A 24,440-nucleotide genomic window follows, 5' to 3' on the forward strand; every position below is an offset into this window, starting at 1 on the left:
AGACCGAGGGCTTGACCTCTCTTTCTACATGGTGATTGATGACTTAATTCTCTGCAGTCTTCAGCGTTTTTTACCCTGACAACTTTTGGCTTGTTAAACGCCCATGTGGCGAAGATATTTGACCCCCCTCACTGCATCTCGAAAATATTTCGATGCTTGCGATTATATTTGACATTACACAGCCTCTTCTGAGCTTCAGATAGGGGCTTTGTTTTTTTTGCTGATTAAGTTGCCATACCTGTTAAACTAATTTCGATCGCCCTCAAAACGATTTGATGCTATGTGGGACCAAATTGCCGCGCATATCTGTGAAACAACCGGAGAAATATTTTCTCTCGACCATCGGCGTTCTGTCAGCGGGGGCTGCATAAATCAAGGCTATTATATCAGCAGCAGTTGCCGCGCTTACTTCGCGAAAATCAATCAAGCTTCCCAAGTCGCGATGTTTGAAGCGGAAGCGCGGGGTTTGCAGCAAATGGGGGAAACCCAGACGATTCGAGTACCTGAGCCGATTTGCTGGGGAACTGAGGGAAATTCAGCTTATATTGTGCTGGAATGGCTGGATTTGGGAAGTCGCGGTGGCGATCGAGCTTGGGAAGAAATGGGGCGAAAACTCGCCGCAATGCACAAATACACCCCCCCCAATCCCCCCTTGCTAAGGGGGAAAGAAGAGCCTAATTCGGGCTTGTGGAGGGGAGTTTTTGGGTGGGATATTAATAATACGATCGGCTCAACTATACAAATTAATAATTGGACGGCAAACTGGGCAGAATTTTGGGCAGAACATCGGATTGGTTATCAGTTAAAATTGGCTAGGCGTCGGGGCGGTCATTTTCCACAAGGGGAACGTTTATTAGAGAGGATTCCTGAATTGTTAGCTGGTTATGAACCTCAACCCTCGCTAGTGCACGGAGATTTGTGGGGGGGAAATGCGGGGGTGACATCTGCGGGGGAACCGGTGATTTTTGACCCGGCGGCATATTTTGGAGATAGAGAAGTTGATCTTGCGATGACTGAGCTATTTGGTGGATTTCCGGCGCAGTTTTACCGGGGATATAATCAGGTTTGGCCTTTGGATTCAGGGTATGAAGAACGCAAAACTCTTTATAATCTGTATCACATTTTAAATCATTTTAATTTGTTTGGTGGGAGTTACGACTCCCAGGCGAATCAAATGATTAATCGAATTTTGGGTTAGTTAATAATCTTTTTTTTTAAAACTGCAGCTACACGCAGATAAACGCGGATTTAAGGTTTATCTGCGAGGGATGCAAGTTTATTTTTGCTTAGCGGCAGCTTTTTTCTTTGCCTCTTTTTCGGCTTTTTTAGCCGCTTTTTCTGCTTCAAGTTTGGCTAACTTAGCTAGCTCTTGTTCCTCAGCAATTTTATCTAGATAGTAGTGGTAATCTCCCAAATAAGGGCGAAATTCTCCATCCCGAATCTCGACAATTTTGTTAGCTACTTGGGAGATGAAATAGCGATCGTGCGAAACGATAATTACCGTACCGTCATAATTCTGAATCGCTTCTTCCATCATCTCTTTCGCCGGAATGTCGAGGTGATTGGTCGGTTCGTCCAAAATTAGCAAATTCACGGGAGTCAACAGCATTTTTGCTAAAGCCAGACGGGCTTTTTCTCCGCCGCTCAAAGCGCCGACTTGTTTGAATACTGTTTCGCCGGTAAACAAGAACCGCCCCAACAAAGTCCGAACTTCTTCATTTTTCCAGTCCGGTACTTCGTCGTGAATGGTTTCCATCACGGTTTTATTCAAATCTAAGGCTTCTGCCTGATTCTGTTCAAAGTAACCGGGGATGACGTTGTGACCTCCCAATTTGACTGTACCTTCAGAAGGCTTTTCTAAACCCATAATCAGGCGCAGCAGGGTTGATTTGCCCGCGCCGTTGGGGCCGAGGAAGGCAATACGATCGCCCCTTTCAATTAACAAGTCGGCTCCCAAGAATAGGATTTTTTCGCCGTAGGTATGCACCAAATCTTCAATTATTGCTACTTCGCGGCCGCTGCGGGGTGCGGGGGGAAAGCGGAAATGCAAAGTTTTTAATCCGCCTGTGGGGGCTTCGATGCGTTCGATTTTGTCTAACTGTTTCTCCCGGCTTTTGGCTTGGGTGCTGCGAGTGGCGCTGGCGCGGAATTTTTCTACGAATGCTTGCTGTTTTTCGAGTTCTTTTTGCTGGCTTTCGTAGGCGCTGAGTTGGGCTTCTCTGGCTTCTGCTTTTTGCAGCAGGTAGGAGGAGTAGTTGCCAAGGTAAGTGCTGGAAACACCGCGTTCAGTTTCGACGATTTGAGTGCAGAGCCGATCGAGAAATTCTCGGTCATGGGATACGATTACCATTGGGGTTGTCAGCCCTTTGAGGTAAACTTCCAGCCATTCAATGGTTTCTAGGTCTAGGTGGTTGGTAGGTTCGTCGAGTAGCAGGATGTCGGGTTTTTGGAGGAGAATTTTGCCCAAACTCATCCGCATTTGCCAGCCGCCGCTGAAGGCGCTGACTAATCGATCGCCGTCTTCGGGTTCAAATCCGATTTCGGGCAGAATTTTCTCGATTTGGGCTTCTAAACCGTAGCCGTTTAAGCCTTCAAATTGCCGTTGCAGCCGATCCATTTTGTGGATCAGTTCGTCGAGATTTTCTGGGGAGGAGTTTTCCAAGTCTCGATGGACTTGCATTAGGGATTCATGGACTTCGTTGGCTTCGCTGAAGGCACGCCAAAATTCTTCTTTGACGGTGCGAGTCGGATCTACTTCAAATTCTTGGGAGAGGTAGGCGATGTGCAAGCTGGCGGGGCGAATAACTTCGCCGGCGGTGGGTTCGATTTCGCCGGCGATGATTTTGAGTTGGGTGGATTTACCGGCACCGTTAACGCCGACTAAGCCGATGCGATCGCCCGGTTTGACTTCCCAGGTGACATCTTTGAGTACGACGCCTGTGGGGTAAATTTTACTGATGTGTTCGAGTCGCAGCATTGTTGTGGGGACTGGGGAAGGGCAGGTTTAGCGGCGGATGGGATGCCGGCGCTGAGGTCGAGTTAATCTTAACAAATTTTAATTATATTTAGCGTATTGCCAGATTTTGATTTGGTAGGAGTTACGCGAAGAAACGGGGTTTCTATGAAAAATCGCAGATTCTGGGCTAGAGATATAGGAAGAAACCCGGTTTCTGGCCTCGATGTGGATTCAGGACTATTTGTGTGGGGCGATTGGGCGATCGTGTTGTTTCAGATTGAATTTCTCGAATAATGGTTGAGACTTCTGCACATTATAATAGTCAGTGTCAACCTCTATCGCAAAAGAGAGCGATCCTGCCAGCAAGAGACATTTATCATCAAGTTGTCAAACAGGCTCTGATTAAGGCTGGCTGGACAATTACCCATGATCCGTATCCCTTGGCTTGGGCGAAGAGAAACCTATCGATCTTGGTACCGAACAGCTATTAGCTGCTGAGAACAACGATCGCAACATAGCCGTTGAAGTTAAAAGTTTTATCCGAGAGTCTAGAATTGCCGATTTAGAGAAAGCTTTGGGTCAATATACTCTTTACTATGACATCTGAAAACGGACGTAATCAGAAAGACAACTGTATCTTGCACTTCTAGTAAATGCTTTTACAGAGCTTTTTAAATGATAAAAATTTAGTCAAATATTGCCATAAAATAATCCCCTGAATTGGGTGGTTTTCCCCCAAAAAATAGAGCAAACATTACAAGGGATAGCTTAAATAATTATCGCAAACTTCTTAAAAAATTAAAAATAAATAACTTAATGAATTACTCAGGGTAGAGTATGGCTCAATAATTCCATTTGGGCAAAAATTCATCAAAAACAATTTGCATAGTATTTTTGAAATTATTAGCCATTTTTCGACCAGTTTTATAAACTTTATTAAGGATATTTACAGCTACAGATCTTCCCGTTTTAGTGGGAGTTTTTTCCACCAAAACTTTGACTAATTATAAAATTGTAAAAATTTCTCCTTGACCGATCCTGGTAATATGAGGAAAAAGTCGATGTTCTCTGGGAGTATATTTAGATGTATAAGGAGGGTAATGAGCAATTTTGATCTCAATTCCTATTTCATTAACTAATTTCTGCAAATCTTCTTTGAAAATATAATGATTAGCATTATTACTACCTCCACCATCACATTTTGACAAGATAGAATTGTCTTGACAAGCGCGGTTGATCTGATCAACGCCTAACGGCATCAAAGGTTATTTCAGACACCATATTCAGTACACGCAACGTGACAATGAAACCGTGATCAACGCCTAACGGCATCAAAGGTTATTTCAGATTTGGTTCGATATGTTGACAATCGATTTCTCGGTGATCAACGCCTAACGGCATCAAAGGTTATTTCAGGGCTTAAAGCCTTAGCTTCTACGCCATAACGCTTGTGATCAACGCCTAACGGCATCAAAGGTTATTTCAGGTAAATAACGGGTAAGAGGCTGTAATGTTATAAAGTGATCAACGCCTAACGGCATCAAAGGTTATTTCAGAGTAACGCTTCTGGTTTACCATCTTTCAAGGTTTGGTGATCAACGCCTAACGGCATCAAAGGTTATTTCAGAAGCTCATCCGCTCTTAAGATATCTGACATTCTGCCGTGATCAACGCCTAACGGCATCAAAGGTTATTTCAAAAATCTAGGCTGAATCTAAAATCTCCTTCAATGTTGTGATCAACGCCTAACGGCATCAAAGGTTATTTCAGTTTACTCTTAATTTGAAAATCCACCACATCCACCAGTGATCAACGCCTAACGGCATCAAAGGTTATTTCAGACTGGCTGCGAGCGTGTATGTGCAGCGAGTAATCGGTGATCAACGCCTAACGGCATCAAAGGTTATTTCAGAAGGCAACGAAATTTGGCTGGAGAAAACACCAGAGCAGTGATCAACGCCTAACGGCATCAAAGGTTATTTCAGACTACGGGCGACTAACAACGATCGCAATTGTGTGGTGGTGATCAACGCCTAACGGCATCAAAGGTTATTTCAGCGAACTCAAGCCGTTTATAAGTCGATCCAACTCTTCATGATCAATGCCTAACGGCATCAAAGGTTATTTCAGAAATAATTACATAATCAGCCAATAAAGATGCTTTGTGATCAACGCCTAACGGCATCAAAGGCTATTTCAGTCAAGTTGAATGTCGGCATAGACAATCGCAGGTGTGTGATCAACGCCTAACGGCATCAAAGGTTATTTCAGCAGGATTGAACGATCCGGGGCGCGGGGGTAATTTGTTCAACAGTGATCAACGCCTAACGGCATCAAAGGTTATTTCAGTTTCTCAAACACGACGCAATCAACTTCGGTATGTAGTGATCAACGCCTAAGGGCATCAAAGGTTATTTCAGTGCCCCGTCCGCACCGCTGTTGTTCAGTTGGTTTTGTTGTGATCAACGCCTAACGGCATCAAAGGTTATTTCAGCGAAGTAGCAGCCTTCCCCGCTAATCCTCCTGAGTGATCAACGCCTAACGGCATCAAAGGTTATTTCAGACCGATCGCCCAACCCCTTAAAGAATAAACCCTCGAAACCATTTTTGCAAGCACCTTGCCCGACTAAATCCTTAAAACCTCCTTCCAACATCAAAGCAGTTCGATCGCGCATCTCAAACCCTCACCAATCAAAGCATTCAAACCGTGCAAGTACCTAAACATCAAACACAACAACCTCAAAACCAATCCCCACAAACAATCCAGACATTACGCGCACCCAAAAACCCGTTACACTCAGAGATCCTTGCAATTACTCAGGCCCGATCGAACTCCAGCAATCAACCCCAGCCAACACATCCGCCAGCAAAAAATCCCCAGCATCAGCCAAAACATAGCGCTGCCACCTAGTCTTTTTAGAACCCGCATGATCCACCCAGCAAGGCAAAGCCAAATACCCATTTCGATCTAAAATCAACCACTGACAAATATCAGCTTCAAACTCATCCCGCCACAGCAAAACAGAATTAATTAAATCCCGACTTTCCCCCAGCGAAACCCCACCAAATCTACTCACCGACTCCGGCCGCAAAATTGCCTCCCGCAATCTTTCCAACAGCTTGGGATTGCCAACATCCCCGCCCAAATCCACCCAAATTCCCAAATCAATACCAGTCAGCAACACCTGAAAATCCGGCCGCGCATTGCCCGCCGCAAACTCCTCCTTCGCAACTTTCACCCGCCGAACAGTCCGCAGCAAAGTCGAACTTTTGGGAGCAGACAAAAGGGCGATCGCAATCTTACAGCCACAGTGAGAATAGCGGTTAATTTCCCCCACCATTGACAGCAGCATTCCGTACACCGTAGCCGGCGGCGGCACCGGATAACTTTCCGCATATTCCCGCGAATAAGACTGCCGCCAACAAGCAATTGGCACTTCAATTCGCAACCCGATCATGCAGCCTCCCGATCGATATCCGACAAAATCACAGACTGCAAATCCCTCACCGCCGGCTTAATTCCCCGAAAAACTTTCACACCCAATTGCTCCAATTCTTCCACCTCCGGCTCCACAGAAATTGCACCGCCAATCCACACCTCATTCGGGTCAATATCTCCAGCCTCAATGCGGCGCACCAAATCCGATATTGAAATCTCCCCTTTGCGATTTTCCTCAAAGCAGTAAAGAATCCGGGGAGCAAAATCGTGAGTCCACCTGAGCACAATACTTTCAGGAGAAAAATCGTAAAGAAACCGAGCGTGATTTCCCGCAACACCTCCGAGAGAAGCCAAAGCATCCAAAACAGAAATCACCCGATTCGCAACCTTCAAACGGTGCGGAGTCATCGCAAAACCGTACTGATAGCGAGTAGCGTGAGCCTCCGTTTGATGAATAGATTTCCGGTCTTTTTTGCCGCTAGTCGAGCCAAAAAACAAATCGCCAGTATCCGCAGTCAAAGAAATCGCGCGAGTCACTTCTAGCACCCCCCTGCGAGCAATGCTTTCCCCTTTTTTCAGTTTAGCTTTAGCCTTGCCGCCTTTAGCAGTTGGTTTGGTGTCGCTCGACTCTGGAACCCCATCATTATTGATATCTTCCGTTGCGGCTTTCGCATCCATGTAACCCAAAACATCATCATCAATGTATATTTCTGGATCGAAAACACCTTCTTGAACGCGATAATTTTCATTTTTATCATCATCCCATTTGCGGTTGACATCTTCTCCTAAAAACTGCCACTGATAGCGAATTGCCCACCGAATAGCCTCAGCAGATACAGTAGTCCGCAGCGAATTTTTCCATGCTAAGCGCTGCAAAGTTGTGACGTTACCTTGGTTTTCACCCCGGTTGTTAGCAGCGATGCCGTAATTGGTCAAAATGTTGCCAAACAAATGATAAGTCATGGTATTTCCTCAGTTACAGATATAGTGTGTGCGTAAGTTCCGCCTAATGTAAATTGCGAAGGGATGATGGCAAAGGCACGCTTTCACCATCATCATCATCTTCGTCATCTTCTTCTTCCTCATCCCCATCATCCTCATCTAAATCAACATCAGAATCTTCAGCCTCCACCCGATTGCTGCTTGGCAATTCAGGCGGCAACTCAGCAGATTTCCTGCCTTTGTAACTGACGAGGGAAAGCAAGACTAAATTTCTTGCCATTTCCCAATCATCTAATACTAAATTCCACAATTCTGCTTGATATTCTTGCTGCACTCGCGAAAAACCGGCTTTCGACCAAAATTCCGTGATGAAAGAACAGAATGCTGAAAAGTTTTTGCAGCGAATCATTTTCGAGCGCACTTTTTCCCGCTCATCTGAGAGCCGCTTTTCACCTAAACTTTTGCCGTGTTCTTCGCTAGCATTTTGGCGCTTTGCTTCAGCATTTCCTTGCTTAAAAGAACCAGCGTAAATTCCTCTCAAAGCATCGTGACAAGCCTCAACAAACCGCCCGTGGGATGCTTCTTTCCACTCCGCATATTCTACCATATCTCGAAAACCTTTACTTTCATAACACAGTCGATCGAACAATTCTTTGCTAGTTATTTTTGCTGCCAATTCTCCGTACCAAGGAAGGTGTTTAATCAAAGCCTCAGCGATTAAACCTTTAGCCAAGCTGGGGACAATGGCACTGCCAGAATCTCCGTAAACTAAATACTTATCCTTGAAAGCATTTTGCGCTTTCTGATAAGCGGCACAGATTTTTGCATCCGCAGTTACGGAATACTTGTCCGTCGGAGATTTTTGCTTTTGATTCCACGGCGTTTTCCCAAAAATCACAGCGCGACAGCGGCTAACTTTGTAAGTTTTCGCAATCTCTACTGCGGATTCGTAAGTCACTAAAAAACGCAGCGCTGCATCTCCAATCCCCGAAGCATGAAAATTTTTGTACGCTTGATGGCGTTTGGCGTAACTCATTCTAGTTTCAGCAAACTGTTTGAGATTCAAGATTTCAGGAATTATCAAAGCCGCAGATGCTTTTTCTCCTTTTGCGAAGGATCGAATTTTGAAATAACAGCAAACTACGGGTGCGTAAAGCAACACTAAAGCATCTAAAGCGTTTTGTTCGATGCTCGTTTTGCCTGTGAAAGCAGTGTGTTTGACTGTAGCGCCTGGATTCAGCCAGCCCGCTACTGCCAAGGGTTTCTCTAGCAGGAAACCCGCGCGATCGCACAAATTTTTAGCAAACTTTTGATGGCTGTATTCAGTTAGCGACTTGTAACTTACTACTAGCGGCAACTCGCCCTCATCAATCTCAAAAGATTGAGATTTTATGCCGTCGCTTTTAGAAAGTATCCCTTGCTGCAAAAAAGTATTCAACAATCCTTGATGCAGCGCCACTCTCGACTCCGGCAAGAGATTTTCCGAATCGATTCCCCGGAATCCAATCAATCCGTCATTCAGCAAAAACGACTGTTGAATCAACCATTCGATCGCCTCTAAATGACTCCCTTGAATATTCAGCGCGAGTTCATATTCGCCGAGATCCCATTTCAGTTTATCATAACTCATTCCCTCCAGATTAAATTGCTTTAAAGTCATCCACAAACCAGCCAAACCCGCCGCGTGCATATCCGTATAATGCGGGCTGTGCAAGTTAAGAACAATTTCAACATTTGTACTGTTCACAAGCTCCCGTTACCTCACTGTAAATCACGGCATCTGTTGGGGCGATCGGATAAAATTTTTGAAATCTTTTCCAATCTGTGAGTTGAGAAATAGGACTGGGAAGCCGCACCGGAACCGCCCATTTTAGTGCTTCCTCAGCCAAAGCCTTATTTTTACTGATGCCTTTTTTCGCCCTTTTTTCCTCTGCAATTTTTTCTATATTTTGCCTATCTTCTGCTAAAATCACATTCATGGTATTACCAGGCTCTCGCAAAGATTCGCGACTGGTACACCACAAGCCGTCAAGCCATGCAGAGTCATATTCGGCGATCGGTTCGCCGGTGATTTTGAGAGCCGCCTTCATTAAATCAGTCTGCGAAATTTCCCCCAATTCCGCAAGTTCTCGAACGAATTCTTGACCAGCTTTTACCTGTTCTCCCGTATAAGGATAAGGAGTTTTAGTCGGATAAAATATAGCTTGGCAAATTCGTCCCGATGCTAGTACCAAATTGCCAGTAGCATCAAACTTAACTTGCCTGTTAAGCCGCCCCAGCCGCTGAATCAGCGCTGCAAAAATTGCAAATGGCGTTATCAGCAAATCGGCACTCAAATCGAGGGACATTTCGCAGATTTGATTGGTAACAGCCAGCACACCTTTAGTTTGCTGCGAAAAAGCTGACATGACTTGAGAATGGCGCTCGACCCGATCTTTGTACCGATATCGAGCGTGGTAAACTAAAGGCAAAAAATCTAAATTCTGGTAGTTAACTAACTCATTCACAGCAAAATTGTAAGTGTCAACGCAACTTTTTACAGAATTGTTGACCCACAAAACCTTTTGATTGGCTGCTAAAGCAGCCGCGACATCCACCATGACATCGGTGGAACTTTCAACTACTTGAAATTGATAGCGCGGCAAATCCTCCAAATCTTTCGGGCCTTCAATCTCGGTCATCTCTTCGCCCAACTCCGCCACCGTAGCGTAGATTTTTGCCAATTGTTCCTGAGTGAAACTAGCGCTCATCAGCAAAATCGGCGCGCCTTTAAACGTCTGGATAAATCTCAGCAAAGCGCTAAACAATTTGTCATCGTATGCGTGAACTTCGTCAAAAACAAAAGCACCTTGGACGATGGCAATCCACGCATAAATCGGCTTGCGGTAGTTCTGCATCAATCCCAAAACTGAATCTACCGTGCCGACGATGAGTTTGGCAATCCAAGCTTTGAAACTTTGCAGTCTCGACTCATTTTCAACGTGGTCGTCATTTTCATTAATCAAAGCTTGGTACACCTCTAAATCGATGTTCGATCGAGAGTGCATTAAAGCTGTTTCAGCTTCAGTCAAAGTGCCGTAATCCAAAAAGCCCTGAGTAGCCGTCCCCGTAGTAGGATAAAGCACAAACAGCTTTCTATTAATTGCCCAATTTAATCCCCACAAATAAGCAGCAATTGTTTTACCAGTTCCGCAACCAGCTTTAACTAAAGTAATTCTACTTTTGGTCGCAGCAACAGACTTTTGAAAACCCCGCGGGTGCTTTTTATTGAGCCGGCAATCGATAACCTGCTGTAAATCTTCCCGGCTCAATACTTGCTCCAAAACTTGCCTCAACCATTGCCGCTGATTTGCGATTTCGGGCACCGCAGAACCTGCGATATCCGCTGCAATGAGAGTCGCTTTCACTGCGGCAATGAACCGCTGGCGATCGCTATTTCGCCCCACAGTTTTTGCCATTGCTTCGCATTCGTCCGTTACTGCCTCAACAGCATATTTTAGTTCCTCCTGCGTCCAATTTGATTTTTTGACATTGGGCAGTTTTGGCGACAATTTTAACTTGCTGTCAGTCCCTATTTTGAGCAGCGCCCTAAAATCATCTCGGACGGGTTTTGAATCTGGTTTAGAAGGAATTTTGTGCTGGCAAAATACATAAAGCGGGGCATTGCCGCAGCCCTTAGTTTTGACAAATTCCTTTGTTGGATCGACTTTGAGATGGTGTCCGATCGCCCCCCAAACAGCCACCAACAAATCGACATCTTCGCAACTTTGTAGCCACTGCCTAAATTCGGGAACTCGCAGCACCAAAATGCCGCTCAAAATTTCGTGACGGATTATTTGTTGGACTTGATTTCTTTCGTTAGTTGGCAATTCTAATTTAATCGTTTGTAGCCAGTCAGGATGCTTTTGATAATGCACTGACTCGGTTGCCATCAATCCCAAAAAGTGCTGGTTGGCTTTCCCCCAATCGTGAATGTAGCATCCCATCAAAGTTGTTTTCAACAGCAATTTCGCCCATTCATCGCCCAAACCTAATTGACGCAACATAATCGGCAGCAATCGGTTGAGAATGATTTCAGCAGAACAGTACACCGCAGCAGTATGTCCGGGCAAAAAGTGAGCTGACTGAATTTCTTTAGGCAGCATTGAAAAATCCTTGGGCAAAGACTTAGCAAAAAGTCGGGGAAAATTCACTTTCATTTAGCCTCCCAGTGAGGCACAAAAAAGCCACCTCCCATGTGTCCTTTGCCGCCAATACCGTTATGCTGCACCAACAAAGAATCTTCATCAGTAAGCCCGGATATTTTCACCGAATAACCTACTTTTGTATCGCCCTTAACTTTGATAGTTTTTCTGGCGATTTCGCCGTATTGATTGAGGGGAATTTCAGCATTGCCCGATCGCACTCCCAGCGCTTTCAGTTGCCGATTCACCGCCGCTAAAAAATAATCCTGCTGTTCGTAGCCAGAAATCACCACAACCCGAGCAAACAAGTCAGCAGCAGGCTTTAAGGGCAATATTGTCGGCACTCCCAGCACGACTTGGTGGATGCCCACAGACAATTGCCGGCCACCGAGTTTAAAGAAATGGTGCGCGTTTTCTGCTGCCACCCTGATCCGTATTCGCGACGATCGCCCGATCTCGCGCTTGAGAGTAATTTTCCCCTGTCTGTCTGGATATCCCGCCACCGTCAGCAGCCGAATTGTGCGATCGGCCCGCAACATCGGCACTAATTCGCAAATCGCTGCAAACAGCCCATAACCGTGGTCTGCTGGGAGTTATAAGCCATTTACTCTGAAAGAAATGTCTGTCGAACTTGTTACTCGGAGTGCAGACATTTGATTTTTGAGAGAGGTAGTATTCACTAGCCTGCTCGGGAATAATTTAGTTAATCGCCTGACGGCATCAAAGGTTTTGGGGAGTTGAAAGCAATGGCTGTTCGCGTCCCTGCATTAATCGCGTAGATTTTACTACTCGGAGGGCAGAGTGATCAACGCCCCGTCTATTTTTCTAGGCATAGCACTTACCGCCACTTTTGTCAAGTGTAATAAAAATAAATCTATTGGGGCGGCTTTCATCAACAATATTTCCGGTTGCCATAAAGACCGGAAAACCCGTCCCCACCCAACCGTAAATTCAAACAGACATCTCCAACAATTGGGGTTAAAATCAATCGGTCTAAAGAGCTTGCCGCTGAGCCTCCAACAATTCCTGAATCCCGGTTTCTGCCAAATCCAAAATTTGATTTAACTGACTCCGACTGAAACTTCCTTCTTCCGCAGTTCCCTGAATTTCGATGATATTCAAATCTCCATTCATTACCACATTACAATCAATTTCCGCCGCCACATCTTCAACATAATTCAAATCTAAAAACGGTTCGCCTTCCAAAAGCCCCACAGACACAGCCGCCACTTGGCGAATCAAGGGCGATCGCACTAAATCACCTTTTTGCACCAACTTGTTCAAAGCATCAGCCACAGCCACAAACCCGCCAGTAATTGAAGTCGTGCGAGTCCCCGCGTCCGCTTGCAAAACATCCGCATCCACAAGTATTGTGCGTTCTCCCAATAGTTGCATATCCAAGCACGATCGCAAACTGCGCCCAATCAACCGCTGAATCTCTTGAGTCCGTCCCGATAATTTCATAAATTCCCGCTCTTGCCGCTGCGGTGTCGAGCCCGGCAACATTCGGTATTCCGCTGTCAGCCAACCTTGTCCGGTATTCTCCAGAAATCTAGGCACTCCCGGCTTGATTGTAACGCTGCAAAGTACCTGAGTATCGCCACTTTTTGCTAGTACGGAACCGCTAGCAAATTTAGTAAACTGTCGATCGAAACTAATCGGACGAATTTGATTTGGTTGTCTGCCATCTGGACGCTGGAAAGACATAATATTTAGGTGATTGGTAATGGGTAATTGGGTATTAAAAAATTAAAATTTGTGATTAATCTTCCGGTTTTTTTGATTCGGTAAATATGCACTCATTCAATCTAAAATCTAAAATCTAAACTGCTATGACGATTGGCCCTTAGCCTCGATCAATTGGAGAATATCCTGCTGGACTTTTTCTGGGGATTGATCGCCATCCACAGTTAACAGTTTGTTGCGGTATTCGTAATACTCTAAAAGAGGAATAGTGCGTTCGTGGAACAAATCGAGGCGACGCTGTAAAATTTCAGGATGGTCATCCGATCGATCGCGCTCGATCGACCTGCTCAGCAAAACCTCGATCGGCACTTTCAGCCAAACTGCCCAATCTAGCTCCTGAGCCAAATCCTCTAATAAAAAATCCAACTCCTCAGCTTGAAAAGCCGTTCGCGGATAGCCCTCCAACACCCAGCCATTAAAGACATCCCACAGCAGCAGCCGGCGGCGAAAGAATTCAATCATAGTTGCGTCGGGAACTAATTCCCCTCTTTCTACATAAGACACCGCCAGCTTGCCTAAATCTGTGTCTTCTGCGATCGCCTCCCGTAGAATGTCCCCCACAGCCAGCAAAGGAAGGCTCAAATTGCTGCACAGTAGTTCAGCCTGAGTTCCCTTTCCCGCTCCTGGCCCTCCCAGAATCACCACTCTCACAGTCCCTGCTCCTAGTGCCGCGACATTCAAATTTTACGCGATGTGTGTACATTTTCTTAAAAGCCCTGGACGCAGCAACACTCTCATCACCTTGGTTTTTCACCCTATAACTGTATAACTGTATAAATGTCAAGCTCCACGCCGTATTTTGCTAAAAAACCCGTTTTTGCGTAAGTGCTAATAGAGTTCAAAAATCGCACAAACGACTGCGAATGCCACTGCCGCGAGCTTTTGACAACTTGTATATATAGTGTTCGATCCGATGTGCACTCGGCCCCGTACACTATATATTGTCAAGCAGGCTTCAGCCACGCCAAGGTCGGAGCTGCACTCAAGACTTAGTTGCTGATTAAATATTGCCCTATGGTTGCTCAGTTACAAACCCCTAAACTAAATTTAAACCACAGCTTGCCCTACACAGTTCAAGGGCTGGTGCAAGTCTTTACAGGCCCGCACCGCTGCTTTTTTACCAGTGTCATGGCTCAAGCCCTCAGAATTGCAGGACAGGGAGCTCCCGTGCTAGCTGTGCAGTTCCTCAAAGGGGGAATTAATCAAGGGCATCAGCATCCGGTGCGGCTGGGGCAAAATTTAGATTGGGTGCGCTGCGATTTGTCACGCTCGATTGAGAATGCTGATTTAGATGAGCTGGAGACGCGATCGATCGAACAATTGTGGCAGTATGTTCAAAATGCGGTGCGCGAAGGTCGTTATTCCTTAGTTATTCTCGATGAATTGAGTTTAGCTGTTAATTTGGGGTTGATTCCCGAAGCCGAAGTGGTGGCATTGATTGACAGCAAGCCGCATCATTTGGATATGATTTTTACCGGGCCATCCATGCCCCAAAGAATTTTGGATGTTGCCGACCAAATTACTGAAATTCGCCGCAGTTAAGGACAATGATTCAAGTTGCGATCGCCTGTTTAGCGGTCGCATTTTTTATGTAAAAAAATAGTATCTAAAAAAAGAGGCGATCGCTTAGCTCAAAGAGCGATCGCACGCTGATCAATTTACCAGCGACGTTACGCTTGAACTACCGGATCGAACACAACACTCAATCGATCCGCCGGCACCATCCGCTTGAGAATTTTCAAGTGACCGTCTGCATCAGACCAACTGCGAAACTCACCCACAACCACCTTTTCCACATTTGGAAGCGAGCGAACTATAGTCCACGGCTTGAGACGTTTTTCTTGCAACATACTAAATAAATCTCCTTGGTAAATTGGAGCAAAAGCCACTCCCCATGGTTGGACACCGCCGAGGACTGGCTTTTGACTTTGCAAACTTGCCCTTCTCTAAGAACATAGCACAAAAAAAAAGGTTTGTGATTATATCTTATTTGTCGCTTTTTTTAGAGCTATTTTCTACACAACAGATGATTAAACTCAAAACTTGTTAACACTTTAATTCCCAACTCAAAACTATAGCAGTTCTCAATCTTGGTGAGGTATTCCCGATGCCCGATGCCCGATGCCCGATGCCCGCTTATCAAGCGTGCACCTCATGTTACTGAGAAAGGCTATATTTCATGACTAACACTTCGACTTCGCTTGGGGTGCAGTCTGACTAATAAATTTTGCCTTCTACCTTCTACCTTCCTTCTACAAATCCCGCCGCGACAGCAGAAACCAGATCCCACCCAAACCCAAAACACCGCACAAAACCCCGCCTTCCCACCCAAAAACAGTCCCCCCCGGCAAATGTCCAGGCTTTGCTTTAGAAGTAAAATTCAGCTCCGAATAGTATACCCACTGGCTGTTAACCCGCCAGCCCACGCGATCGCCAAACTTCTCCCAAACTGTAGCATCATAAACACCAGGCTTTCCCCCCAACTTGAGCCACAAACCCTTTTGCACAGAAAAACCGAATCTGCGGTGACTGTGCCGCACCCAAAGTTGATCGATAGTCTGCAAATCCTTAGCTGGAAACTTCCTAATATCTTCCTCACTCAAATAACCCCGTGAATTTTGCTGCATCACCTCCAGCATTTTCACAGAAGTTTCCTCATCAGCACCACGCCAATTTTTAGCAGCTAGCAGCCTTGCCAAGTGAGAATAATCAATACCTTTTTCCGACTCTAAATTCACAGAAACTAGCGGAGTATCAGTCACCTGTTGAGTCGGAACCGAAGGACTGATGACCGTTGTCGGCTGCGACTTTTCCATGACGGGGACAACAACAACAGGAGGTTTTAAAGCATCCAAAACTTCCACAGCCGATTTGTAGCGATCTTTAACATATTCCTGAATCAACTTATCCAAAACCTGACCTAAATCGTCGCTAATTTGTGTTCCTTTTGGCAAAGCCTCCCTCCAAAGCCATCGGCCTTCAAGCGGATCGTAAAGGTCATCGTGAATGTCCCCGTAGATATCCAGATAAGGCATAACAGAAGTCAGCAAGCGAATGCAAGTCACCCCCAAACTATAAAGGTCGCTAGCAGGAACCGCCCTACCGTGACGCTGTTCTAGAGCCGCGTAGCCGGGAGTTCCCAACTTCGTTCCTGTTTTGGTCGGAGCAGCAGCTACTACTTGTTTGGAAACCCCAAAATCTATCAGCACTAACTTACGATCGCGAGATCTGCGGATCACATTCTCAGGCTTAATATCGCGGTGAATTACATTTCTGTCGTGAACAAACTTCAATAAAGGCAGCAAATCTAACAGCAGTTCGCAAGTTTTAATTTCGCTATAAGCACCGTACTTATCTAACTCATCCTTTAAATTATTGCCATCAATAAACTCTTGGACTAAATACAATCGCCCATCTTCCTCAAAATAAGAAATTAACTGAGGAATTTGCGGGTGCTTCAGTTCGTATAACCGCCTTGCCTCTTGCTCAAACAGTCGAACATATTTTTTAAAATGACCGGGCTTCCGCTGAAACTCTTGAGGAGGTGACAACTGTTTGATTACGCACAATTCCTCAAATTTTCCATGATTAACAGCTCGGAAAGTCCTGCCAAATCCCCCATCGCGCAGCGGTTCAGTTGCTCCATAAAGGTCTTTTAGCAGCAGCTTGGAACCACAATTAAGACAATACTTTGTGCCTGGTGGGTTCTGACGCTTGTCTCTTGGGCAATCGAGATTAAGGCAGTATGTCATATATTAAAAAAATGCGAACAAAATTATACTCAGGGTTTTATATTATTCAAGAGTCCGATCGCGAGCTGGTTTTTGTAGAGGCGAGACCTCGAACCTTACGGAGGCGGCAGCCACCCTCGCCATCAGAGGGGGCGCTCTCACCAGACTGCCCCTGAGCAAGTATAACTCTCTTGAGGGTTTGACCTCAAACTCGAAGTCCATATCTAACCTTAGACTCCGATCCGTGCAATACATTTGATTTAGCGGTCAAAGAGCCTCCAGATCAAACAGAAATAGTAATTTATTACCAGCCCCGTGAGCTCTGCAACGCCAAAAAAACTGAGGATTCCGCCTGAGATATAATTTTATTGCCAGAGAGAAGCACACTAACGGGAGCCACAGCTTCCGTCAAGTTCGATCGGCTTTAATATTTTAGCAGCATAATTTATTACCTAACCAGGCGGCATCAACAATCCAAAACTCCCCAACAAACGCACGTTAAAATAAAGACTAGCTTCCGCGATCGCAATCCGAGCGCGACCAGACAATTAGCCAGTTTTTCCTGTTTGTTTTTTTCAGCTATTACCACTTACATCTATTTCGTTGGGTCTACTTAATTAGGAATCGCCAGTGACACCAAAACTACAGCCCTCTCCAACTCCAAACACCCGAAAAAAATTACCAAAAGTACCTTGGTTCGAGCGGTTCATGGCACTGGTCGCCCTGGGAAATTTAAGCCTAGTAATATTTGACATAACTTACGTGCCCGGACGAGATTTCTACTTCCGGCAACTGCCAGTTCTTACTCAAGTATACGACCCATTTAAAGGTATTAAACCCCACCGAGACACCCAGCAATATCTGGAAACCTTAGAAGAATTAAAAATTCAAGTAGTGCAAACAGGGTTGCCTTCTCCCGAAGTAGCAGCCAAATTGCAGGAAATAAACAATCTGAGCGCGAAAATGATCGACGAAGATCCCTTTCGAGTAGCATCAAAAAGCGGCACTCTAGAAAAAATAAAAGACCGGATGCGCGATCGCGTCCCGAATCCGCAAGACTCCGCTAAACAATCATTCCAAAGATTCTGGAGCCAAGACTATTTAAACAAACAAGGCTGGCAAAAAGAAATCAAGTGGTTTGACTCCAAAATCAAGCCATTAATCGCCACCAACTATTTCCGCGAGATTGGAGAAAACGGCGAATTCACCGATAATTTCTGGCTAATCGACCTGCCATTTATTGCCATATTCGCGATCGAATTTCTAGCCCGTACCTACTTGATCAGCCGCCGCCACCGCAGCGTCACTTGGCGATCAGCTATGCTTTGGCGATGGTACGACATCTTTCTGCTCCTCCCATTCTGGCGCCTGTTGCGAGTATTACCCGTCACAATTCGCATTCACCAAGCCAAAATGCCCGATCTCCAACCCATACGCACCCAAATCAGCCGAGGTTTCGTCGCCAACTTCGCCCAAGAATTGACCGAAGTTGTAGTAATTCAACTGATCAATCAGATGCAACAATCAATTACCACAGGCGAACTGGCTCGTCAACTATTTCAATCTAAAAAACAGCGCTATCTAGACATCAACAATATCAATGAAATAGAAGCGATCGCCACCCATCTAGTGCAAATAACCGTCTACAAAGTGCTCCCCCAACTCCAGCCAGACCTAGAAGCCCTGCTCCGGTACAATATTGAAACCTTCCTCAAACAATCCCCCCTCTATCAAGGATGGAAGCAAGTACCGGGCCTGGGAAACCTGCCCGAACAACTAGCACAGCAATTAGTTGCAGAACTCTCAAAATTAGCCACCCTCGGCCCCCAAGATGCCTACGAAGCCTTCAAAATCGCGAGCGAAGACCCCATAAGCATCAAACTCTCCAGTCAGCTAGTCCAACATTTCGGGCAAGCTTTAGGAACCGAACTGCAACAGCAGCAAACCTGGCAAGAAATACAACTGCTGCTGTGCGACTTCCTAGAAGAGTTCAAAATCAACTACATTCAGCGGTTGAGCGAAGAAGACTTCGAGAAAATTTTAGAACAAGCCAAAGAACTGCAACGGATAGCCCCGCGTTAGGCCGTGTCATCACTCCGAAGTCCCCAAACCGTTCGGGCAAGCCTCCCCGCGCGGTGCCCGCTGGGTAGCGGTACAACACCGCTTCCACGAACAACCGATTGTAGGCAGACTGTCCCACCCACATAACCTTCACATCCGCGCAACAAATCTTTGATCCTTTCCCACTGTTAATCCCGTATGGCATAACGGCGACTTTTCCTGCCCATAGAATCCTTCTAGTCGGCTATATCTCTCCTTTACCTTCCTTTACATCAACTGATGACAAACCCTAGCCTCTCGGATTTGAAGAACCTTAAAATCCTTGCCAGCCATGTGTTTACCTCTAATACCAAATTCACTATTAAGCTGAGATAGTGTCGCAGAATTAAAAGAATAGCCCTAGCCCTCTTCTGTGTCATAATCCCCTCTGCTCCAGCGCTCTACTTATTTTTTTCTTCCCCAATCAGCAATTAGCAATTACCCTGCTGTAACTCCTGCAAATGAAACTTGCTGGAATTGTAAAGTTTCATGTGCGATAGGCATTGTCTACGAGAGTCATCTGCAGGGCTGTGCATCAAATATTCAGCGCGGTAGTGAGTTAGACCGCCGTTACGGTTCTCACCGGCCTGACGTGTCATTTTTTTAGCGCGAAGGGTCAATTTTTTTAGACGTATATTATATCAATTTATATGTAACTTTGATGAAGTTATACTTTTTATTACCACTGTGTAAAGTAAAGTTAAAAACTACTACACATATCTCTAAACGAGGTAATCTATTAGATATGATTTCTAACTGCGTTGCTCAGCGATAAAAAAATTATAACTGCTAAAAAAAAAAGAAGGCGTGTCAGCATTTTCAGTCAGCTATAATTATAAAGCTCTCAGAAAAAATAGTTAAATAGCAATGCTTGTTCAAGTGAATTACTTTCTAAAAATTTACAGTAACTATTATAGATTGCTTTTCAATATATATTTCCTCAGCCTCATTTCACTAAATCCCCTGAGATTTTTCAGCCAACTCGTTACCCCAGGAGTAACACCAATCAATGTCACAGACCTCTCCCTCTCCAACCACTTTTCTGTCAAACCGTTCTCAAAAAAAGGTGTCACTTCGCCTGATTTTAGTATTGCCATTCGTCGTGCAAATCTTTGCTGCCGTCGGACTCACAGGCTGGCTCTCCTTACGCAACGGGCAAAAAGCAGTCAACGAAGTTGCTAGCCAGTTGCGGAGTGAAATTACGGCCCGCATCCAGCAGCAGCTCAACACATACCTAGATACAGCGCCTCGCGTCAATCAACTGAATGCCAATGCCCTTCGATTAGGATACTTAAATCCCGACGAATTGGAGAGTACGGAGCGCTATTTGTGGGAGCAAATTCAAGCCTTTCCTTCTCTGCCAAATATGGGTTTTGCTACTAAAAATGGAGAATTCATTGCCATTGAACGCCAAGAGAATGGCAAAGTAGTTTTTAAAATAGCAGACAAAGAGCATCCGAATGAACTTCATATTTATGAATCAGATAGCAAAGGCAATCAAACAAAGCTCTTAACAGTCTCCCGCAACTATAATATACTCACCCGTTCATGGTATAAAGACAGTGTACGCTTAGGCAAGCCCACATGGAGCGAAATTTTTTCGCTTATAGGTCAGAAAACGCTCTCGCTTCCTGCCGGACATCCAGTTTATGACGAAAGTGGCGAGCTGCGCGGGGTATTCGTTGCTAATTTTCTGATCTCTTTCCTCAGTGACTTCCTGCACAGCTTAAACATCGGTCGATCGGGACAGACATTCATTATGGAACGTTCTGGACTCCTAGTAGCCAGTTCCAATCTAAAAGAAGCATTTATCACCAACAATGACAAGCTCGATCGCCTGAATGCTTTAGATAGCACAGATGATTTAATTCGGCTGACAACAGCGCATTTAAAAGAACACTTTGGCGACCTCACTAAAATTAATAGCTCTCAGCAATTGGATTTTACGATCGCCGGCGAGCGGCAATTCCTCCAAGTTATGCCCTTTCAGGATAGCCGAGGATTGGACTGGCTGATCGTCGTCGTAGTTCCTGAAAGCGATTTCATGGATCAAATTAACGCCAATACCCAGACTACGATTTTGTTGTGTTTCGGAGCCTTGGCGCTAGCTACCGTTTTGGGAATCTTAACCGCACGCTGGATTACCAGCCCGATTCTCCGTTTGAGCGCAGCTTCTAGAGCGATCGCCAGTGGCGACTTAGAGAAAAATGTGCAGGTAAAAGGCGTAGAAGAACTAGAAGTTCTGGGTCAGTCTTTCAACCTTATGGCACAACAGTTGCGCGAATCCTTTGAGGCGCTAGCCAAGACCAATTCCGAGCTAGAAATCCGAGTAGAAGAACGCACCGCCGAACTCAGGGAAGCCAAACAAATCGCTGATACTGCCAACCAAGCTAAAAGTGAATTTTTAGCGAATATGAGTCACGAATTGAGAACGCCACTAAATGGAATTTTAGGATACGCTCAAATCCTAGAACGCTCAACAACGATGGCTCCGAAAGATATCCAAGGTATCAGTATTATTCACCAGTGTGGTTCCCACCTGTTAACCCTGATCAATGACATCTTAGACCTCGCTAAAATTGAAGCTCAGAAATTGGAACTGTACGCGAAAGATTTCCATTTTCCTTCCTTTTTGCAGGGAGTCGCGGAAATCTGCCGCATCCGAGCCGAACAAAAAGGAATTGCTTTTGTTTATCAACCCAGTTCGGAAATTCCTGCTGGCATCTACGCTGACGAGAAACGCTTGCGACAGGTACTAATTAACTTACTGAGCAATGCAATTAAGTTTACAGACTCGGGACGAGTGACTTTTAAGATAGAACATCTGGAAAAGCACACAGGTGAAAAGGTACAAAGCTATGAGCAAAAGCCAGCCTCACCAATTCACAAAATTCGGTTTCAAATTGAAGATACTGGCGTTGGTATGACACCAGAACAATTAAAAAAAATATTTTTGCCTTTTGAACAAGTAGGAGACAGTAAGCGTCAGGCGGAAGGAACCGGACTCGGTTTAACAATTAGCCAGAAAATTGTCGAAATGATGGGTAGTGCCATTCAAGTAAAAAGTCAGTCAGGAGTCGGCAGTGTTTTTTGGGTAGATTTGAATTTACCGGAAGCTGCAGACTGGGCAAATACAGCCACGATTGCCAAGCAAAGAAAGCTGGTTGGCTACCAAGGTAGAAAGCAGAAAGTTTTGGTTGTGGATGACAAATGGGAAAATCTCTCAGTTATTGTCAATCTCCTGGAACCCCTCGGCTTTGAAGTAACCCAAGCTAAAAACGGTCAAGAAGGTTTAGAAAAAGTAGAAGAGTTTAAGTTCGATTTGATTATCACTGACTTAGTGATGCCAGTCTTAGATGGCTTTGAGATGATGCGCCGTATCCGAAATTTGTCACACTATAAAGACGTGGCAATCCTTGCTTCATCTGCCAGTGTATTTGCTACCGACCAACATAAAAGCTTGGAGGGGGGAGCAAAGGATTTTCTCGGTAAGCCTGTGCAGGCAGAAGAGCTATTTGAGATGTTGCAAAAGTATTTAAAAATTGAATGGATATATGAGGAACAAAAGAATGAAAAAATCAGCACTATTCCTTTTTCATCAGATACTCAATCACTTTCTGAATCGACCTCTGTAGTAGCGCCCCCGCCCGGAGAAATTGAACTCCTACTTGAACTGGCGATGAGAGGCAACGTGAAAGGAATTGTGAAGCGCAGTGAACACCTAGAGAAATTGGATCAGAAATTTGTGTCCTTTGCTGTTGAGCTGCGCCATTTAGCCCAAGGCTATCAAGTCAAAAAAATAAAAGAGTTTATTACATCCCACAGAATAGAAAAAGAATGAAGGCAGCAAATATGGAAACAAGTAGCATCTTAATCGTCGATGATAATCCTAGCAATCTGGACGTGCTTTCTGAAGCTTTAGCGGGTTCGGGATGGGAGATATTGGTAGCAACTGATGGTGAAAGTGCCATCGAACAGGCTGAATATACTCAGCCTGATTTGATTCTTTTAGATGTGATGATGCCAGGAATTGACGGGTTTGAAACCTGCCATCGCCTGAAGGCAAGTCCGTTGACGAACGAAATTTCGGTAATTTTTATGACGGCTCTGTCTGACATAGGAGATAAGGTCAAAGGCTTTAATCTAGGGGCTGTAGATTACATTACTAAGCCCTTTGAACAAAAGGAGGTTTTAGCTCGCGTCAATCTCCATTTAACACTACGTTCTTTGACTAAAACTCTCGCCGCCCAAAATCTGCTTCTCAAACGGGAAATTGAAGACAGGCTCGCAGCAGAAGCAGCGTTGCATCAGCTCGCGCAGCAGTTAGAAAAACGGGTGGAAGAACGAACCTCTGAACTTTCTCAAGCTTTGGATAATCTTAAAAAAGCTCAAGTGCAAATCGTTCAAAGTGAAAAGATGGCTTGCCTTGGTCAACTTGTAGCTGGGGTAGCTCATGAAATTAACAATCCAGTTAGTTTTATCTCCAATAATATCCCTATTGCCAAGGAATATATTGCCGATTTGATCGGAATGACTCGGCTGTGCCAGCACAATGTTACTTCGACATCAGAATTTGAGGATAAGTCCCAGGAGAGTGAGTTAGATTTTATTGTTGAAGATTTGCCAAAAATTCTTGATTCAATGGCGGTCGGAACAGAGCGACTTTACAATCTTTCTATGTCACTGCGTAATTTTTCTCGCTTGGATACATCGGCACTAACGCCAGTGAATATTCACGATGGGCTAGATAGTACCTTATTAATTTTAGGGCATCGACTGAAACCTAAAGGAAGTTTCCCAGGAATTGCAGTGATTAAAGAGTATGGGGAATTGCCGCTAGTAGAGTGTTATCCGGGGCAACTCAATCAGGTGTTTATGAATATATTGGCGAATGGAATTGATGCTTTAGAAGAGTCTACGATTAGTTGTCCGCTGTGCGGGGAAAACAAACAGAGCAATGAGACTCCACAGATTCGGATCTGCACTGAAATGCTTCAGGATGACAGAGTGGTGATTCGGATTGCTGATAATGGGGTTGGCATAACTCAGGAAGTAATGCAGCATTTATTCACGCCGATGTTTACTACTAAATCTGTAGGTAAAGGGACAGGTTTAGGTTTGTCTATTAGCCGTGAGATCGTAGAACGAAAACATGGTGGTAAGCTGACTTGCATTTCCTCGCCCGAATGGGGGGTAGAGTTTGTAATTGAGCTTCCAATCCAGCATTAGTAAGGGGACTTTTTTAGGGTAAATCTTAGTTTTGCTGTTTTGTCAATATACCGTTAATCATGGGATCGCTCATGTCGAATCTACCAATCACCCTCACTGTCAAACTCTTCGCC

General features: G+C 45.0%; 16 protein-coding genes, 4 pseudogenes and 1 CRISPR repeat array. Of the genes and pseudogenes, 7 read left to right on the forward strand and 13 right to left on the reverse strand.

Annotated elements, in window-relative coordinates:
- The first annotated feature begins 280 nt into the window (after positions 1–280).
- Positions 281–1,198 (forward strand): fructosamine kinase family protein, encoded by a 918-nt coding sequence (locus tag QUA77_RS08140; protein ID WP_333449799.1) that lies wholly within the window; start codon positions 281–283, stop codon positions 1,196–1,198.
- A gap of 78 nt (positions 1,199–1,276) precedes the next feature.
- On the opposite strand, the gene QUA77_RS08145 is transcribed toward QUA77_RS08140, so the two are convergent.
- Positions 1,277–2,977, reverse strand: a complete 1,701-nt coding sequence (locus QUA77_RS08145; RefSeq protein WP_333449800.1) for an ABC-F family ATP-binding cassette domain-containing protein — start codon at positions 2,975–2,977, stop codon at positions 1,277–1,279.
- Between the two features lie 144 nt (positions 2,978–3,121).
- On the opposite strand from QUA77_RS08145, the gene QUA77_RS08150 reads away from it, so the two are divergent.
- Entirely contained in the window at positions 3,122–3,250 is a 129-nt protein-coding gene (locus QUA77_RS08150; RefSeq protein ID WP_333161152.1) for a hypothetical protein, read from the forward strand.
- A pseudogene (locus QUA77_RS08155) lies at positions 3,250–3,563 on the forward strand (element excision factor XisH family protein). Before QUA77_RS08150 ends, QUA77_RS08155 begins: the two are co-directional and overlap by 1 nt.
- A 235-nt stretch (positions 3,564–3,798) precedes the next feature.
- On the opposite strand, the pseudogene QUA77_RS08160 reads toward QUA77_RS08155, so the two are convergent.
- From QUA77_RS08160 to QUA77_RS08195, 8 genes and pseudogenes are all read right to left on the reverse strand, one after another.
- Positions 3,799–4,194, reverse strand: a pseudogene (locus tag QUA77_RS08160) (ISAzo13-like element transposase-related protein).
- A CRISPR array of direct repeats spans positions 4,195–5,519; the repeat unit is 36 nt; unit sequence GTGATCAACGCCTAACGGCATCAAAGGTTATTTCAG.
- Between the two features lie 250 nt (positions 5,520–5,769).
- The gene (gene cas5, locus QUA77_RS08165) at positions 5,770–6,414 is read right to left on the reverse strand and encodes a type I-MYXAN CRISPR-associated protein Cas5/Cmx5/DevS (RefSeq protein ID WP_333449801.1); all 645 of its coding nucleotides are present in this window, start codon (positions 6,412–6,414) and stop codon (positions 5,770–5,772) included.
- Positions 6,411–7,358 carry a DevR family CRISPR-associated autoregulator gene (locus QUA77_RS08170; protein ID WP_190738796.1) on the reverse strand — a complete coding sequence of 316 codons (948 nt, stop codon included), beginning with the start codon at positions 7,356–7,358 and terminating at the stop codon, positions 6,411–6,413. The genes cas5 and QUA77_RS08170 overlap by 4 nt, the downstream gene beginning before the upstream one ends.
- Positions 7,359–7,401: 43 nt before the next feature.
- Positions 7,402–9,084, reverse strand: coding sequence for a type I-MYXAN CRISPR-associated Cas8a1/Cmx1 (cas8a1, locus tag QUA77_RS08175; RefSeq protein WP_333449802.1), 1,683 nt, complete (start codon positions 9,082–9,084; stop codon positions 7,402–7,404).
- Positions 9,065–11,482: a CRISPR-associated helicase Cas3' gene (gene cas3, locus QUA77_RS08180; RefSeq protein ID WP_333449803.1), complete on the reverse strand. Its 2,418-nt coding sequence runs from the start codon at positions 11,480–11,482 to the stop codon at positions 9,065–9,067. The genes cas8a1 and cas3 overlap by 20 nt, the downstream gene beginning before the upstream one ends.
- Before the next feature lie 50 nt (positions 11,483–11,532).
- Positions 11,533–12,102: pseudogene (gene cas6, locus QUA77_RS08185) on the reverse strand (type I-MYXAN CRISPR-associated protein Cas6/Cmx6); the annotation flags it as partial.
- Positions 12,103–12,514: 412 nt separating this feature from the next.
- Positions 12,515–13,228 carry a ribonuclease PH gene (rph, locus tag QUA77_RS08190; protein WP_333060920.1) on the reverse strand — a complete coding sequence of 238 codons (714 nt, stop codon included), beginning with the start codon at positions 13,226–13,228 and terminating at the stop codon, positions 12,515–12,517.
- 123 nt (positions 13,229–13,351) lie between these two features.
- On the reverse strand, positions 13,352–13,918 hold the full coding sequence (locus QUA77_RS08195) for a nucleoside monophosphate kinase (protein WP_333449830.1): 567 nt from the start codon (positions 13,916–13,918) through the stop codon (positions 13,352–13,354).
- A 363-nt stretch (positions 13,919–14,281) separates the two neighbouring features.
- On the opposite strand from QUA77_RS08195, the gene QUA77_RS08200 reads away from it, so the two are divergent.
- On the forward strand, positions 14,282–14,809 hold the full coding sequence (locus QUA77_RS08200) for a P-loop NTPase family protein (RefSeq protein ID WP_333040960.1): 528 nt from the start codon (positions 14,282–14,284) through the stop codon (positions 14,807–14,809).
- Positions 14,810–14,937: 128 nt separating this feature from the next.
- On the opposite strand, the gene QUA77_RS08205 is transcribed toward QUA77_RS08200, so the two are convergent.
- Both QUA77_RS08205 and QUA77_RS08210 read right to left on the reverse strand, forming a co-directional pair.
- Positions 14,938–15,201 (reverse strand): hypothetical protein, encoded by a 264-nt coding sequence (locus QUA77_RS08205; protein ID WP_333040959.1) that lies wholly within the window; start codon positions 15,199–15,201, stop codon positions 14,938–14,940.
- 318 nt (positions 15,202–15,519) lie between these two features.
- Entirely contained in the window at positions 15,520–17,019 is a 1,500-nt protein-coding gene (locus QUA77_RS08210; protein WP_333449804.1) for a GUN4 domain-containing protein, read from the reverse strand.
- A 609-nt stretch (positions 17,020–17,628) separates the two neighbouring features.
- Here QUA77_RS08210 and QUA77_RS08215 point away from each other — a divergent pair.
- Complete coding sequence (locus QUA77_RS08215) at positions 17,629–19,080, forward strand: hypothetical protein (protein ID WP_333449805.1); 1,452 nt, start codon at positions 17,629–17,631, stop codon at positions 19,078–19,080.
- A gap of 16 nt (positions 19,081–19,096) precedes the next feature.
- Here QUA77_RS08215 and QUA77_RS08220 read toward each other — a convergent pair.
- Positions 19,097–19,235: pseudogene (locus tag QUA77_RS08220) on the reverse strand (IS5/IS1182 family transposase); the annotation flags it as partial.
- 294 nt (positions 19,236–19,529) lie between these two features.
- The gene (locus QUA77_RS08225; protein WP_333449806.1) at positions 19,530–19,697 is read right to left on the reverse strand and encodes a hypothetical protein; all 168 of its coding nucleotides are present in this window, start codon (positions 19,695–19,697) and stop codon (positions 19,530–19,532) included.
- A gap of 410 nt (positions 19,698–20,107) precedes the next feature.
- Between QUA77_RS08225 and QUA77_RS08230 the strand changes: the two genes are divergently transcribed.
- Both QUA77_RS08230 and QUA77_RS08235 read left to right on the forward strand, forming a co-directional pair.
- Positions 20,108–22,939, forward strand: a complete 2,832-nt coding sequence (locus tag QUA77_RS08230) for an ATP-binding protein (RefSeq protein ID WP_333449807.1) — start codon at positions 20,108–20,110, stop codon at positions 22,937–22,939.
- On the forward strand, positions 22,936–24,327 hold the full coding sequence (locus tag QUA77_RS08235; RefSeq protein ID WP_333040954.1) for a response regulator: 1,392 nt from the start codon (positions 22,936–22,938) through the stop codon (positions 24,325–24,327). The genes QUA77_RS08230 and QUA77_RS08235 overlap by 4 nt, the downstream gene beginning before the upstream one ends.
- Positions 24,328–24,440: the final 113 nt, after the last annotated feature.

Origin of the sequence: Microcoleus sp. K5-D4, assembly GCF_036704575.1 — a bacterium.
Classification (GTDB): domain Bacteria; phylum Cyanobacteriota; class Cyanobacteriia; order Cyanobacteriales; family Microcoleaceae; genus Microcoleus.

Coding starts and splice junctions, on each gene's coding strand:
- QUA77_RS08150 (WP_333161152.1), top strand. CDS start 3,122: ATGAAAAATCGCAGATTCTGGGCTAGAGATATAGGAAGAAACCCGGTT.
- QUA77_RS08170 (WP_190738796.1), bottom strand. CDS start 7,358: ATGACTTATCATTTGTTTGGCAACATTTTGACCAATTACGGCATCGCT.
- QUA77_RS08210 (WP_333449804.1), bottom strand. CDS start 17,019: ATGACATACTGCCTTAATCTCGATTGCCCAAGAGACAAGCGTCAGAAC.
- cas3 (WP_333449803.1), bottom strand. CDS start 11,482: ATGCTGCCTAAAGAAATTCAGTCAGCTCACTTTTTGCCCGGACATACT.
- QUA77_RS08200 (WP_333040960.1), top strand. CDS start 14,282: ATGGTTGCTCAGTTACAAACCCCTAAACTAAATTTAAACCACAGCTTG.
- QUA77_RS08235 (WP_333040954.1), top strand. CDS start 22,936: ATGAAGGCAGCAAATATGGAAACAAGTAGCATCTTAATCGTCGATGAT.
- QUA77_RS08225 (WP_333449806.1), bottom strand. CDS start 19,697: ATGACACGTCAGGCCGGTGAGAACCGTAACGGCGGTCTAACTCACTAC.
- rph (WP_333060920.1), bottom strand. CDS start 13,228: ATGTCTTTCCAGCGTCCAGATGGCAGACAACCAAATCAAATTCGTCCG.
- QUA77_RS08145 (WP_333449800.1), bottom strand. CDS start 2,977: ATGCTGCGACTCGAACACATCAGTAAAATTTACCCCACAGGCGTCGTA.
- QUA77_RS08230 (WP_333449807.1), top strand. CDS start 20,108: ATGTCACAGACCTCTCCCTCTCCAACCACTTTTCTGTCAAACCGTTCT.
- cas5 (WP_333449801.1), bottom strand. CDS start 6,414: ATGATCGGGTTGCGAATTGAAGTGCCAATTGCTTGTTGGCGGCAGTCT.
- QUA77_RS08140 (WP_333449799.1), top strand. CDS start 281: ATGTGGGACCAAATTGCCGCGCATATCTGTGAAACAACCGGAGAAATA.